The sequence below is a fragment of the Acinetobacter sp. 8I-beige genome, assembly GCF_902505955.1.
Classification (GTDB): Bacteria; Pseudomonadota; Gammaproteobacteria; order Pseudomonadales; family Moraxellaceae; genus Acinetobacter; species Acinetobacter johnsonii.
Genome location: NZ_LR732790.1, coordinates 1,709,180 through 1,723,933, shown reverse-complemented (window position 1 = coordinate 1,723,933; position 14,754 = coordinate 1,709,180). Strand labels below are relative to the sequence as shown.

10 protein-coding genes are annotated in these 14,754 nt (G+C 38.8%); 4 read left to right on the top strand and 6 right to left on the bottom strand.

All coding sequences use genetic code 11. The features are described 5' to 3' along the window. Nucleotides 1-58: 58 nt before the first annotated feature. The 5 genes from GVX98_RS08220 to ahcY form a co-directional block, all read right to left on the bottom strand. A complete protein-coding gene (locus GVX98_RS08220) occupies nucleotides 59-2,338 on the bottom strand; it encodes an NADP-dependent malic enzyme (RefSeq protein WP_159127778.1) in 2,280 nt (759 codons plus the stop codon). 139 nt (nucleotides 2,339-2,477) lie between these two features. Beyond that, nucleotides 2,478-5,354, bottom strand: coding sequence for an EAL domain-containing protein (locus tag GVX98_RS08215; RefSeq protein ID WP_159127777.1), 2,877 nt, complete (start codon nucleotides 5,352-5,354; stop codon nucleotides 2,478-2,480). Between the two features lie 181 nt (nucleotides 5,355-5,535). After that, nucleotides 5,536-6,252, bottom strand: coding sequence for a 16S rRNA (uracil(1498)-N(3))-methyltransferase (locus GVX98_RS08210; RefSeq protein WP_159127776.1), 717 nt, complete (start codon nucleotides 6,250-6,252; stop codon nucleotides 5,536-5,538). A gap of 40 nt (nucleotides 6,253-6,292) precedes the next feature. After that, nucleotides 6,293-7,129 carry a methylenetetrahydrofolate reductase [NAD(P)H] gene (gene metF, locus GVX98_RS08205; RefSeq protein ID WP_004980684.1) on the bottom strand — a complete coding sequence of 279 codons (837 nt, stop codon included), beginning with the start codon at nucleotides 7,127-7,129 and terminating at the stop codon, nucleotides 6,293-6,295. Nucleotides 7,130-7,314: 185 nt separating this feature from the next. Then, nucleotides 7,315-8,697, bottom strand: a complete 1,383-nt coding sequence (gene ahcY / locus GVX98_RS08200; RefSeq protein ID WP_159127775.1) for an adenosylhomocysteinase — start codon at nucleotides 8,695-8,697, stop codon at nucleotides 7,315-7,317. Nucleotides 8,698-8,931: 234 nt separating this feature from the next. On the opposite strand from ahcY, the gene GVX98_RS08195 reads away from it, so the two are divergent. The 4 genes from GVX98_RS08195 (at nucleotide 8,932) to GVX98_RS08180 (ending at nucleotide 13,903) form a co-directional block, all read left to right on the top strand. Beyond that, the gene (locus tag GVX98_RS08195) at nucleotides 8,932-10,866 is read left to right on the top strand and encodes an SIR2 family protein (protein WP_159127774.1); all 1,935 of its coding nucleotides are present in this window, start codon (nucleotides 8,932-8,934) and stop codon (nucleotides 10,864-10,866) included. Nucleotides 10,867-10,937: 71 nt separating this feature from the next. Further along, entirely contained in the window at nucleotides 10,938-12,335 is a 1,398-nt protein-coding gene (locus GVX98_RS08190) for a hypothetical protein (protein ID WP_159127773.1), read from the top strand. 63 nt (nucleotides 12,336-12,398) lie between these two features. After that, complete coding sequence (locus GVX98_RS08185) at nucleotides 12,399-12,932, top strand: cysteine peptidase family C39 domain-containing protein (RefSeq protein WP_004980678.1); 534 nt, start codon at nucleotides 12,399-12,401, stop codon at nucleotides 12,930-12,932. 20 nt (nucleotides 12,933-12,952) lie between these two features. Continuing rightward, a complete protein-coding gene (locus GVX98_RS08180) occupies nucleotides 12,953-13,903 on the top strand; it encodes a DUF4424 family protein (protein WP_035326603.1) in 951 nt (316 codons plus the stop codon). A gap of 271 nt (nucleotides 13,904-14,174) precedes the next feature. Here the strand turns inward: GVX98_RS08180 and GVX98_RS08175 are convergent, their stop codons facing one another. Further along, the gene (locus GVX98_RS08175) at nucleotides 14,175-14,693 is read right to left on the bottom strand and encodes a tetratricopeptide repeat protein (protein ID WP_171503309.1); all 519 of its coding nucleotides are present in this window, start codon (nucleotides 14,691-14,693) and stop codon (nucleotides 14,175-14,177) included. Nucleotides 14,694-14,754: the final 61 nt, after the last annotated feature.

Genomic DNA, 14,754 nt, shown 5'->3' with positions numbered 1-14,754 from the left:
TCATGCTACAGAATAGAGGTTTTCTCAAGTCACAAGATACGTGTATAACGACAAACAATTATTCGCCGTTTTTTTCCGCTTCTTGAATTTCCGCTACAGTCAGCGCAGTCATATTCACTAAACGACGTGTTGTTGCTGTCGGTGTCAAAATATGAACTGGTTTCGCTGCGCCAAGTAGGATAGGGCCGATGGTAACATTATTACCTGAAGTTGATTTCAACAGGTTAAATGAAATGTTGGCTGCATCTAAGTTTGGCATGATCAATAGGTTCGCAGAACCTTTGAAGCGCGAGTTTGAGTATGCAAAGTTACGGATGTTTTCATCCAATGCCGCGTCCGCATGCATTTCACCTTCAACTTCAAGTTCTGGCGCGATTTGCGTCAAAATCTCAAACACTTTACGCATTTTTTGCGCGCTTGGATCAGTTTGATCTGAACCGAAGCTTGAGTGAGAAAGTAGAGCAACACGTGGTGTCATACCAAAACGACGTACTTCTTCAGCGGCTAAAATTGTCATTTCAGCCAACTGTTCAGCTGTTGGGTTGGTGTTGACATAAGTGTCAGCAATGAACAGATTACGGTCTTCAAGCATTAAAGCATTCAATGTAAAGAAAGAGTTGTGACCTTCTTTTTTACCAATGATGTTTTTAACGAAGTCTAAGTGAATGTCGTAGCTTGAATACGTACCACATAGCATCCCATCTGCTTTACCATGTTTCACTAACATCGATGCGATCAAGGTTGAACGACGACGTGCTTCACGTTGTGCATATTCAGGTGTTACACCTTTACGCTGCATAAGCGTGTAGTAGTCATCTGCAAACAATTCGTAGTCAGGATTTTTTTCTTGATCCACAATAGTGATGTTCACACCATGTTCAAGACGTAAGCCTAACTTTTTAATGTTTGCTTCAATAACCGCAGTACGACCAACTAAGATTGGTTTTGCAAGATCTTCATCGACCGCAATTTGTACTGCACGAAGTACGCGTAGGTCTTCACCTTCAGCATAAGCGATACGTTTCGGATCAGATTTTGCTTGTGCAAAAATTGGTTTCATCATCAGTGCTGAGTTATAAACAAACTCAGAAAGACGTTGACGGTATGCAGAGAAGTCTTGAATTGGACGACTTGCAACACCTGAATCCATGGCCGCTTGCGCAACAGCAGGTGCAATTTCTAAAATCAGACGCTGATCAAGTGGGCGTGGAATTAAGTAATCACGACCAAAGGATGCAGACTTTTCACCATAAGATGCTGCATCTGCTTCAATGTGTGCCATACGCGCAATCGCATATACGCACGCAATTTTCATCTCTTCATTAATAGTGGTTGCACCTACATCAAGAGCACCACGGAAAATGTAAGGGAAGCAAAGTGCGTTGTTTACTTGGTTTGGATAGTCTGAACGACCTGTTGCCATGATCACGTCATCACGAACTTCGTGTGCATGTTCAGGCAGAATTTCAGGATCTGGGTTGGCAAGTGCGAAGATAATCGGATCTTTCGCCATCAGCTTAACCATTTCTTTGGTTAAGATACCCGCAGCAGATAAACCGAGGAACATGTCTGCGCCTGCAATCACGTCAGACAGTTGAGTGCCGTCAACATCTTGTACATAACGTTTTTTAGAGTCGTCTAGACCTTCACGTTTTGTTGTAAGTAGACCTCGTGAGTCCGCAACAATAATATTTTCTTTTTTTGCACCAATGGCACAAAGTAAATCTAGGCAAGACAGAGCCGCAGCACCTGCGCCTGAAGCGACGATTTTAATTTCGTCAATTTTTTTGCCATTTAATTGCAAAGCATTCAGTAAAGCAGATCCAACGATAATGGATGTACCATGCTGATCATCGTGGAACACAGGGATATTCATACGTTCACGAAGTTTTTGTTCAATATAGAAGCATTCTGGTGCCTTGATGTCTTCAAGGTTGATACCACCAAAAGTCGGTTCTAATGCAGCAACAATATCGACAATTTTGTCAGGATCGTTTTCTGCAATTTCGATGTCAAATACATCAACACCTGCGAATTTTTTAAATAAAACGCCTTTACCTTCCATGACAGGTTTAGAAGCAAGTGGACCGATATTACCTAAACCCAAAACGGCAGTACCATTTGTGATTACGGCAACAAGGTTCCCACGTGCAGTATAAAGCGCTGCTTTTGAAGGATCTTTTTCAATTTCAAGACATGGTGCTGCGACACCAGGTGAATACGCCAAGGCTAAATCGTGTTGGTTGACCAGCTGCTTGCTAGGTGTAACGCTGATTTTCCCTGGGGTTGGGAATTCGTGATAATACAAAGCTTGCTGTTTTAATGATTGATCGTCCATCTGAATCTCTTTGTAGCGTGGGTTAGCCAGCGGAGCTGGTAGTTTTTAGTAGACAAGACCGAATATACCATTAGTTGCTGGCATATCCCAGTGATAGCTGGTGCTTTTTAAGGCAAACTTAGAGCTAAAACAGTCTGATTTATATTAAGTATGTATACGAGGGTATGTTGAGATGATCTCTTAAATATTGGGTAGCATCGAGCTGCGGAAGAGGTTTGGAAAATAAATAACCTTGCGCGATATCACATTCTAAGTTTTGTAGGTAACTCAGTTGTTGTTCGGTCTCAATTCCTTCCGCCACCACGGTCATACCCATGGCTTTCCCCATGGCAATCATGGCGCTCACAATGGCTTCTTGTTTGCAGTGTCCAATCTTTGAAATGAAGCTTCGATCAATTTTTAAAGTATCGATTGGGAAGTCAGTCAGATAAGACAGCGATGAATAACCTGTGCCAAAGTCATCTAAAGAAATATGAATGCCACGCGATTTGATGGTTTCAAGGAGGTTCTTCACCGCTTCCGAGTTTTCAACCAAAGTGGATTCTGTAATTTCTAATTCGAGGCTACTACCACTGATTTTATATCGATCAAGGGCTTCATCTAAGTCCTTTAAAAGCTGTCCACGTTGTAATTGTTGGGCAACCACATTGACCGAGACGCAGATATTATCAAAACCCAATTTATTCCATTCTTTGATTTGCTTAGCGGTTTGTAATATTACAATGCGGCCAATATCTGAAATTAAGCTGGTTTTTTCTGCCATCGGAATGAATAGACCTGGTGGCACGATGCCTTTGGTCGGGTGATTCCAGCGTACCAACGCCTCAAAACCATAAATCTTCTGATTGTGAAAGTTGATTTTGGGTTGGTAATAAACCACCAACTCATTGTTTTGTATTGCTAGCCTTAAATCACGTTCTAAATAAATTCCTTCTTCTAATGCAACGGTATTGCTCAGGCTGTAGAACTTGGTGGCATTTCCACCTAAACGTTTTGCTTCACTCAGTGCTTGTTCAGCACAGTTGTTTAAGTAGTCCAGTTGACGACCATGTTCAGGGTACTGCGAAATCCCCATTGAAAGCGTAATAATGTGCTCTTGACCAAAAATATCAAAAGGTAGGCTAAAGGCTTTGTTAATGCGATCAATATGTTCCTGAACGGAGGGGCGAATATGAGAGACCTCATATACAATTGCAAAATCGTCACCATTTAAGTGAGCCACTATCAAGGCTTCAGCATTGGTTAAACGAAGGCGCTGAGCAACTTGGCGCAGCAGCTCATCGCCGCCATTATTGCTTAAGAATTCATTCAATGGGCGGAAACGGTCAATATTGAGTCGAATAATCGCCAGTTGTTTAATACTGTCTTGCTGAGAAACCAAATACTGATGAAGCTGATAGTTATAGTAAAAACGGTTGGGTAAATCGGTCAGCGTATCGTAGTTTTCTAAATAGGAAAGACGCTGTTCTTGTAGTTTGCGCTCGGTTAAATCGGACACGATACCAATATAATGCGTGACACGATCTTGCTCGTCGGTAATGGCATTCAGATGCATCCAAATACACAGCTCTTTGCCTGATAGGAACTTTTCATTAAGTTCACCGTCGTATTCGCCTTTTTTTAGGAGCTGTCCAATGATTTGGTTATGTGTGCTGCGTTGATGCGACTTATAGTTCGCAACAATATCAAACAGATGTTTGCCATTAATTTGTACAGCTTCAAAGCCAGCCAAACGCTCAAAGAACGGATTTACGTCGATATAACGCAGGTCTTCATCTAAGATGAAAATCCCTTGTTCAGCTTGTTCAAGGACGCTCGCTGCTAGTCGAAGACGTTCTTGGTTGCTTTTTTCATGTTGAATATCGCGTCGAATACCGACCATTTGTAACGGTTTTTGATTGATTGGATCGCGAGCAATGACGCGTCCCGTGTCATGTACCCAGTACCATTTCCCGTTATTGTGTTGCACACGATAAGTGGCTTCATAGCGGTCTGAATGACCGCGTAAATGACTTTTCATTGCAGATTTAAACGGGGCAATATCATTTGGATGAATTAGATACTGAAGCTGAAGTTGATGCTCTGTGGAATTTTTAAGTACTTTTTCTTGTTTGTGATTGGTCAAGGAAATGAGCCGATCTTTAATATTCCAATCCCAAGGACGAATACCTGAAATTTCATGGGCAAGCGATAGGTTTTCTTGCTTATTTTTTAAGTCTTTATTGATTTGATTTACGTCAAAGGTTCGTTCACGTACTTTTTGCTCAAGCAATTGATTATTCAGTTGTAACTGTTGTTCAATTTCTTTGGATTTATTCACTTCGTTTTGTAGCTGCTTGCATAAATCATCGGTCCAAGCGACTTGTTTTTCAGCTTCTTTTTTCAGCTCTCGATTTTTAATTGAGAGACGGGATAAGTGCTGATTAATACGGTTGGTGGCATTGGCACAGAGCAAAATCACAATCAGAATAAAGTTCACAGCAAGGTGAAAAAGAGTATGATTGGCATCGAAGTTGATAAATTGCGAGAGGACATAAGGGGTGATAGACGGAATAAAAACCAAACAAAAATAACTGATGCGTTGCGTTAAATAGGTGAGGCAAACGGTCTGTGTGACAATCACTAAAAGTGCAGATAAGAGTAGGGCATTTGTATAGTTAAAATTGCCAGATAGGCTGGGTAAGTAGTAGTAGATACATACGACGCCTGCTGCAACCAAAAGACCAATACTTAAACAGATGCCTTGAATCCAGCGGTGTGCATGTTTGGCAGAGTGATTTTTCGGGTTGAAATACACGGTGTTCACGAGCCAAAAAATACTGAGAATAAACTCGGAAATAAAAAACCACAGGTTAAAATAAAAAGAATCTTGAGAAAAATTATAGTGATATGCACAGAAAATATAAAAATTAAGAATCAGTAAGCTACTGATGAGGAAACGAAGATGGCTAATGGAATGCGATATTTGCGCAGTCTGCAAGTGCCGATCAAGATTTTCTGTAGAAATATCTGGCATGAATCGCGAAACCTTATTTTTTTTATGACCCAATGGCATTGTGTTGTGTCTTTTTTCAAATTTAAATACATTGTGTAAAACACAATCAATTTATATTTTGATATAAGTCAAGGGTAATATTGTTGTACATCATAATCAATATATTAACAGAACAAAAGGGTGACTCTGCTGTTTATGTGATTTAAATCACTAAATTGTAGTTGAGGATTGACAAAGCGACGACTGGTGCTGTCTCTGTACGTAATACACGCTCACCAATACACCAGCTGATAAAACTGTGGTCATTGGCTGTCGTAATTTCAGCCTCACTTAAACCACCTTCAGGCCCAATGAGTAGAGCAATGTTTGGTGTTGCATTTGCCAATACGTCGAATTTTTCTTTATTCGGGGCAAGTACAAGTCGCGTCGCAGGTAATTCGGATGCGAGCCATTTGTCCAAGCTGACTGGAGCATGGATGGTAGGAACAATATTCATGCCACATTGTTCGCAAGCCGCGATGGCAATGCCTTGCCAATGATCGATCTTCTTTTGATCGCGGTCATATTTCAAACGCATTTCACAGCGTTCAGACGTTAATAGTTGAATTTCGGAAACGCCTAATTCAACTGCCTTTTGAATGACATAATCCATACGGTCACCTTTACTCATGACTTGACCGAGTAAAGTTTTAAACGTAGGCGTACGATTGGTTGGGTTAAAAGCAGTGACCTGAACTGATGCTGACTTTTTAGCAACGTCATTTAAGGTCACTTCATATTCGCCGCCTTGTCCATTAAACAAAGTAGCCGCTTCACCGACTTGAGCGCGTAAAACTTTGACCCAATGGTGAAACACAGTTTCAGTCAGTTCGACAGTGTGATCAACATTGAGTTCTGCTTCCATAAAAAAACGAGGCATTCGGTTTTACTCTCAAATAGGGTGAATCTAGTTTAAATGCTTATGCTAAACCGAGGTCTAGTACAAGCTGGCGGGTAGGGTCAGTGGTGTTCATGGTGTAGAAGTGCAAACTCGGTGCGCCACCAGTAATCAGGCGTTCGCAAAGTTTCACAATCACTTCATGACCAAATGCTTTGATGCTGGCAGTGTCATCACCATAGGTTGCCAGTTGCTTACGAATCCAACGTGGAATCTCAGCGCCTGTCCCATCTGCAAAGCGAATCAAGTTGCTGGCATTGGTAATTGGCATAATGCCTGGTGCAACTGGAATGTTCACGCCTTCTTTTTGAATGCGATCGACAAAGTAGAAGTAGGCATCTGGATTAAAGAAGAACTGAGTCAGTGCGGCATTCGCACCTGCATTGGCTTTGTCGCAAAAACGTTGAATGTCTAGATCAAAACTATCTGCTTGAGGGTGCATTTCTGGATAAGCAGCAACTTCAATTTTGAAATGATCACCCGAATGTTCACGGATAAAACGTACCAAATCCGTAGCATAAGGTAGTTCCCCTAGGCCAACTTGACCTGAAGGCAAGTCACCACGCAGCGCCACAATACGGTCAATGCCTTGATCTTTATAAATGTCGAGTAACTCAGCAATACGTGCTTTGTCATCACCAATACAAGACAAGTGAGGGGCAACAGGTGTGCCTTTACCATTAAATTCTGCAATGGCTGCTAAGGTGCGTTCACGGGTTGAACCGCCTGCACCATAGGTAATTGAGAAAAACTCTGGGTTGAGCAGCTGTAATTCTTGGTGTACAACTTTCAGTTTTTCTGCGCCCGCATCCGTTTTGGTCGGGAAAAACTCAAAAGAAATAGGAATGTGTTTCGACATGTTCAAATCCTTTTTTATAAATGCTTTTTATTTAGACCTCTTCCTAGCCCCTCACTTGCGCGTAGCTTTAAAGCAGTGCTTAAAACCCGCTTTACAGGAGAGGGGACTTTTACTATAAATTGCATTAATAATGAAAAGTCCCTTCTCCCACTGGGAGAAGGCTAGGATGAGGGGAAATATAAAACTTAGTATTTATAAGCATCAGACTTGAATGGGCCTTCAACTTGAACACCTAAGTAGTCTGCTTGTTCTTGAGTCAATTGAGTCAAGACACCGCCAAAACCTGCAACCATTGCCGCAGCAACTTCTTCATCTAATTTCTTAGGAAGCAGTTCTACACGGATTGCCGCTTGCTTTTGATCTTCTGCAAGATCAGCAAATTTTTCAGCGAACAAGTGCATTTGACCTAGTACTTGGTTGGCAAAAGAACCATCCATAATACGTGATGGGTGACCCGTTGCATTACCTAGGTTAACTAAACGACCTTCAGAAAGAAGGATCAAGTAGTTATTTTCATCTTCTGAACGATAAACTTGGTGAACTTGTGGCTTCACTTCAACCCACTTGTAACCACGTAAGTAGTTGGTGTCGATTTCAGTGTCAAAGTGACCGATGTTACATACCACAGCGCCTGCTTTTAATGAATCAAGCATTGCAGCGTCGCATACGTGGTAGTTACCTGTTGTTGTTACGATCAGGTCAGTATTTTGAAGAAGGTCTGCATTTACATCTTCTTTTTTACCAGTCTGTACGCCATTTTTGTATGGAGATACAACTTCGTAACCGTCCATGCATGCTTGCATCGCACAGATTGGATCGACTTCAGTGACACGTACAATCATGCCTTCTTGACGAAGTGATTGCGCAGAACCTTTACCTACGTCACCGTAACCGATCACAAGCGCACGACGACCAGATAAAAGCATATCCGTACCGCGTTTGATGGCATCATTCAGTGAGTGGCGGCAACCATATTTGTTGTCATTTTTAGACTTAGTTACTGAATCGTTGACGTTGATTGCAGGAACTTTCAAAGTACCGTCACGAAGCATTTCATACAGACGTTGTACACCTGTAGTCGTTTCTTCAGTTACGCCATGAATTTTTGCAATCACTTCAGGGTATTTTTCATGAACAAGGAGGGTTAAATCACCACCATCATCCAAAATCATGTTGGCATCCCAAGGCGTACCATTGACATTGATTTGTTGTTCAAGACACCACATGTATTCTTCTTCTGTTTCGCCTTTCCAAGCAAATACAGGAACACCAGAAGCCGCAATTGCAGCAGCAGCATGGTCTTGAGTTGAGAAGATGTTACAAGATGTCCAACGAACTTCTGCGCCTAATTCAACTAGGGTTTCAATAAGAACCGCAGTTTGAATGGTCATGTGGATACAACCAAGGATTTTTGCACCAGCAAGTGGTTTTGCAGCAGCATAACGCTTACGTAGGCCCATAAGTGCTGGCATTTCTGCTTCAGCAAGTTTGATTTCTTTACGGCCGTAGTCAGCGAGTGAAATATCAGCAACTTTGTAATCTGTAAATGAAGCAGTAACCGCGTTCATCACGATCTCCTAATATAAAAAATTGATCATTCAGTTCGCGGATGCCGTTGTTGATTCAAAAGGGATTTGAACCGGATCGTCGAGCCTAGCGATTTCACATTTATGTACCTGTAAAAAAGTCGCAGCATCCCTCGACTAGCGAAGTATTGTACTTGGAAATCACTTGAGTTCCAATTGCTATTTGTACATTATAAAACCGTATAATTTTTATAAAATTAATGAGTTTTAGTCATTATGAAATTTGGCAATGTTGAAATACCAGCAACTTTAATTGATTCGCTTAAACACAATAGGGTAATTGTCTTTGCTGGGGCAGGAGTTTCAATGGCAACGCCAGCCAACTTACCTGATTTTGTTACTTTAACTCGTAAAATATTGAACTTAGATGATAATGAGAAATTTGATAATCCAGATCAGAAGCTCGGAGAAGGTTTTGATCAAGGTGTAAGAATTCATGAACAATGTATTCGTGTTTTAAATCAAAACTCACCTCAACCGACGCAGCTTCATCATGATATCCTCAAACTATTTCCAAAAAAACCTCGTGTTATTACTACGAACTTTGACCTTTTATTTGAAAAGGCGTTCTTTAACCTGAATCCTGATGGTGTAATCAAAAAATTTAATGCGCCCGTTTTTCCATTAGGAAGCAATATTGAGGGAGTTATTTATTTACACGGTAATGTAACTGACCCTAGTTCAATGGTCTTATCAGATTCTGACTTCGGTAGAGCATATCTTTCTGAGAGTTGGGCGAAGAGATTATTAACAGATGCCTTTTTAAATTACGATTTTATATTTATTGGTTATTCTTATAATGACACAATTTTAAAATATTTAACTCGATCTTTACCTAAGAATAGAGCATCTAAACTCTACGCATTTGCAAATATTGAAGATGGAAATACTCAGCAAGTCAATCACTGGACGTCTTTAGGGATTGAGCCTTTGATTTATCAAAAAGAAAATGGAACACATCTGCAATTACCTGAAGCAGTAGAAAAAATTGCACATTTTTTAAATTTAGGTTTTTCTGATTATGGGAAGTTTATTTGTTCTAAAGTTGTTGAGTATGAACAGAAGCAATATGAAGATGATTTAAACTACATAAAGTACTTCTTAGGTTCAAATGATAGTTATAAGCATTTTTATAGATTAGCACGCCCTGAAGTTTGGTTGTTTAAAATTAAAGAAGATCAGTCATTATTTGATATATTGATGAAGCAAGAAGATGATTTATTTCATTGGTTGAGAGGCTGTTTGGAGACTCATACAAATGAATTAATGGATTTATTACAAAAATATCCAGCTTTAAAGAGCAATAAAAATTTGCTTTGGGTGTTTTTTAGAACATTGGATGATCTGCAAGATAAGAATTGTTATTTGAAGTGGTTTCTGTTTTTGGAGAGTAGTCTTTATCAAGAAAGTGGTTTATGGAATGGCGTAATTTCATGGGTGCTTAAAAAATTAGTTAGCTTTGGCCTGGTTACTGAGTTCACAAGAGCATTCAGTGCTTATCTTAAGATAGAGATTAAACCTAAAGTTAGATTTGGGATAGAACGATATGATGTTGATGTCTTAGTAAAAATAGTCAAAGAAAACGAAAGATTTTATGAACCTACACTTGAAGTGTTTTTTGACAAATTAAGTGAGTATGAAAAGTATATTCAGCTTTGGGAAGGTGGTAATAAATACCGATTTATACGAAAACAAGAAATTTGGGAAAAGTCTAAACGTCATACTGATTTAATTTTTCATCTTGTTGATAGTGTGGTTTTATTGATTTCGGAAAATAAATTAAATGTGGATTTTCTGGATCAATATATGAAAAAATGCATTAACTCCGAGAGTGTTTTATTAAATCGCTTGGGGATTTATTTGATGAGCTATCATTGCTCATCTAGTGCTGATTTTATTTATAGTTTAATCAGTTTGAAATTTGATTGGTTTGATATTGAATACAGGTCTGAGTTTTTTAAGTTCTTGGAGTTAAACTATAGGAAGTTATCTACAGCTCGTAGAGTTGAAATAATTAATAAGATTAAAAATAATGTAGAATTTGGAAATTATGAAAAATTGAATTTTTTTTCTTGGATTTATAAATTTTCACCAAGCTGTAACTTAATAAAGCAAGAATATGATCGGTTAAAAACGAATATGATCGGTTAAAAACATTAATTCCTGAGTTTAACTTAAAGGATAAACCATATCTATCATGGTATTCATCAGGTGTATATAGAGTGACATATAGCTCGCCTTTTACAATAGAAGAAATTGAAAAAAGAAATGATTACATTTGGTATTTAGCTTTATTGGAATATGATTTTAATAATAAATTTGGTGGGCCTAATCAATTAAGCTACGAAGGTTTATGGAGTGAAATTGAAAATACAAATATTCAATGGGTATTGGAATTTTTGAAATTTACGGTACAAATTATGCCTGAGCACCCAATTGTTAAAATAATTATAAGAAAGGCCAAAGCTTGGCAGTTTGACAAAAATATACATGAAAAATTTATTGCGATCTGTCAGCAAGTGATCATTCGGCAGGATAGAAGTCAAATTTATGCTATTTCTCAATTTTTAAGTGATATTCATGAAGTTGTTTACTACCGAAGTGATGCAATTCAATATTTATCGTGGGTAAATACCGCCAAAAAGATACTAGATTTGAATGATAGTCATGAATCTTTTGCACCAGATAATATTGATGGTTTCACTGAAAGTTTAAATAGTGTGAATGGCTCACTTGCTTGCTTTATTATTAAACTATATGAGCTTTCTAAAGATGATGAGGAAGGACAAAAAAGTTGTGAAATCTTTATAAAGTTATTGATTGATAAAGATGAAAATGGTTATGCACTTATCAGACTGTTGAATTTTTACTCATTCATTAAGAGTAGAAATTCCTTGTTCGCTCAAAAAGAGTTATTGCCATATCTTTTTTCAGAAAAAAAGAAAATTAAGCTCTTAGCTTGGAAGGGATTTTTGTCGAATGCTTGTTTAGAGTTTGCGGAATTTAGAGAAATTCGTAAAGAGTTCTTTAATATATTGCAATATGCTCTGTATCATAATGATAAGCAACTTATTCAAGGCTTAACAGACCTATATGTCTATAGTATTTATTTTGAATATCATGAGGATTCGGTTCAGTCTTTGCGAACTTTACAGCGATTTGAAAATCAAGATATTTATGAGCAAATTTTAATCACTGTGCGAAGAATTTTATCCGAAGAAAATGATGTTGATAAAATTTGGTCTTGGTTAGGTGAGTATGTACAAGATCGTTTATTTCAAATAAATCAAATTTTGACTAAGGACGAAATTTCAAATATTTGGTATTTATTAACGGATCACCCACAAATAATTGTTAAATTAAAAGATATTGTTCTACAGCTACCATTTAAAGATGAGTGGGCAAGTTTTCTGCATGATTTATCACGAAATCATGCAGAAATTATTTTAGGTCATGAAGTTCTGTGGTGTGATGTTTTGGCAACATACTTGAATTTGCAGGGTGAAAGAATCACTGGCCTCATTGGCAGTGAGGAAAAAGACCTTTTTAGCTCATTGATTCAATATGATCATGATGAAGTACTCCAAGTCGTATTATTAAAGAAGGATATCAGTTTGTAATTTTATTTAGTTCCAACGATGTTTTGTTTATTATCAACACAATCATCTTTTTTGAATTGTGTTATGGCCGTGAATATCCCTGAATCCTTAATGAACCTTGAAGCTAATGGCGGTATTTATGCGGTATGGATGCTACTCCAGCATTTATATATCGATGCGGATATTGAACAGTTGATTGAGGTCTGTGGTTACGATGCAGAAAACGGAACGACAACCATTGGCTTGGCAGTCGGATTAAAGAAATTTGGCTTTGATGTTCAATTTTATACTGATGAAGACCCAGAGCTTCAATCACAAGAAAAATTGAGTTATGCAGAAGCTGAGCAACTAAAATTGCCAGTTTTAGCGGCCATCAATTACCAACAAATTCAACAGGCATTTGAGCAAAATAAATTTATCATTGTCTATTACGATACTTTAGAAGGCGTCGGAAACCATTCACTGGTTTATTCTATAGATGAGCAGGAAATCTGTTTCTTTGACAGTTTTGATGCGATGCCTGCATCTGTATTTGAGCAGCAACGTCAAGTCGAGGGCATCTGCCGACAAGTGATCGTGCTTGATCATTCAAACGCTCGCATGGGAACAGCACAATAAATATGAAAAGAAGACGTTAAATGAAAAAAATCCTCGGACTATGCGTGTTCATCTCTATACAGATCAGTGCTAATGACAGTACGGGTTTTGTGGCAACAGGCGGTGTGCAATATCTTAAAAATCCAAAGATTAGTATGCAAAGTGAAGATTTGTTTATCAGTAAAAACATCATTCGGGTGAATTACCAATTTAAAAATCTTACCGCTCAAGATATTACTGAAACTGTTTTATTTCCTTTGCCACGTGTGGGCAGTTCGCGTGAAAGCGATTTTGCGCATACCGAACAATTGATTCAAAGCTTTAAAGTACAAGCGAATGCACAAAAGATTCAGCCAGAAACGCATGTGCGCGCATTTTTACCTGCTTTAACAGCAAGTGGTGACTTCAATTCCAATGGCGAAGTCGTCGATGTGACTGCGGGTTTGAAAAAATGTGGTTTTTCTGATCGAGATTTGATGTATCCGTGGTTATTGCAACAAGACTCTACGCTTAATCAGCGTTTGTATCGTTGTCAGGACAAAACAGTGCAGCAGCTTTTAAAACCCTATCAGGCGGATGATGAAATTTATTGGGAATCACAAATCATTTATAGTTGGCAGCAGAAGTTTAAGGCCAATGCGTTGACATATGTACAACATGAGTACATGCCATTGGTCGGTGGTTCGGTCTCTTTATATCCTGAAGAGGATGAAAAAACCTATTGTATGGATCAAAACTTCAAAGCGGGTTTGAAAAAGGCCAAGTCGCAATATGCATCTTATCAAGCCTTGGGCTATATTTTAAAAACGGGTGCAAATTGGGCGAAACCTATTCAAAGTTTTAAACTGACCATTGAGCGTGACCCGAATGAGCTGGTTTCATTTTGTTGGAAGGGTCAGGTGAAAAAGATCAGTTCGACACAATTTCAAATGACAGAAAAGAATTTTGTGCCGAGGCAGGATTTAGATATTATTTTTGTGCGTAAGTTTTAAGTCCAATTTTTTGGGCGTTCTTTTGTTTCGGTAAAAGAACCAAAAACATTTTTCATCCGAAAAATCTGTTTACTTTCTGAATGCAGAGCGCCTTTTGTTGCAAAAACAATTCATTTTAAAGGCGATTACTTTGTCTTACGCTGCAAATAAAAGCATTGCTTTTATTCTTGCTCAGGTTGCGGATGACCTTATGGCCCATCGAATGAAATTTAAAAAATGCCAGTCAGTTTATTAACTAACTGGCATGACATCAAAGGATGGGCTTTTTATTTTATTCCTGTTCTGCGGCATCCGCTTTGTCGTGCCAGTATTTGGCTTTTTCTTCATCGGCATCGACACCTAATGCATTTTCATAAATGAATGCCAAATCACGCATGGCTTGAGCTTCACCCAGTTCCGCTGCTTGTTGTACCAGTTCAATCGACTTAGCGACATCTTTTTCAACCACATCGCCCCGACGGTAAAAACCAGCCAACTCTAATATTGCAGTAGGGTGTTTGAGTTCAGCGGCTTGTTTTAACCAGTGATGTGCATGTCCAAAGTAGGTTTCAGCTTCGCTTGGATCTTCTTCGCGAAGTTCTTTGGCATAAAAAGCATAACCTTCACCCAGCCAATACATGGCTTCTACATGACCCAATGCTGCTGCTTTGAGCGCCCATTCTTCTGCAAGGGTAATGTCATCTTCATTTTCACTTTGCATATACAGTTCAGCAAGTTCAAATTGAGCGTCACTATTACCCATTGTTGCAAGGTTGACCAATTCAGCAGGAATTTTAGGAGATTTAGGCATACAAATAACCAAAGATTTAAACTGTGGATAGCCTAATGCTTTCAAGTGAAAAAGCCAATCC

Bases quoted from the DNA above. Each gene is read 5' to 3' on its own strand.
- ahcY (WP_159127775.1), bottom strand. From the start codon at position 8,697: ATGAACGCGGTTACTGCTTCATTTACAGATTACAAAGTTGCTGATATT.
- GVX98_RS08180 (WP_035326603.1), top strand. From the start codon at position 12,953: ATGAAAAAAATCCTCGGACTATGCGTGTTCATCTCTATACAGATCAGT.
- GVX98_RS08220 (WP_159127778.1), bottom strand. From the start codon at position 2,338: ATGGACGATCAATCATTAAAACAGCAAGCTTTGTATTATCACGAATTC.
- GVX98_RS08210 (WP_159127776.1), bottom strand. From the start codon at position 6,252: ATGCCTCGTTTTTTTATGGAAGCAGAACTCAATGTTGATCACACTGTC.
- GVX98_RS08175 (WP_171503309.1), bottom strand. From the start codon at position 14,693: ATGCCTAAATCTCCTAAAATTCCTGCTGAATTGGTCAACCTTGCAACA.
- GVX98_RS08195 (WP_159127774.1), top strand. From the start codon at position 8,932: ATGAAATTTGGCAATGTTGAAATACCAGCAACTTTAATTGATTCGCTT.
- GVX98_RS08215 (WP_159127777.1), bottom strand. From the start codon at position 5,354: ATGCCAGATATTTCTACAGAAAATCTTGATCGGCACTTGCAGACTGCG.
- metF (WP_004980684.1), bottom strand. From the start codon at position 7,129: ATGTCGAAACACATTCCTATTTCTTTTGAGTTTTTCCCGACCAAAACG.
- GVX98_RS08185 (WP_004980678.1), top strand. From the start codon at position 12,399: ATGGCCGTGAATATCCCTGAATCCTTAATGAACCTTGAAGCTAATGGC.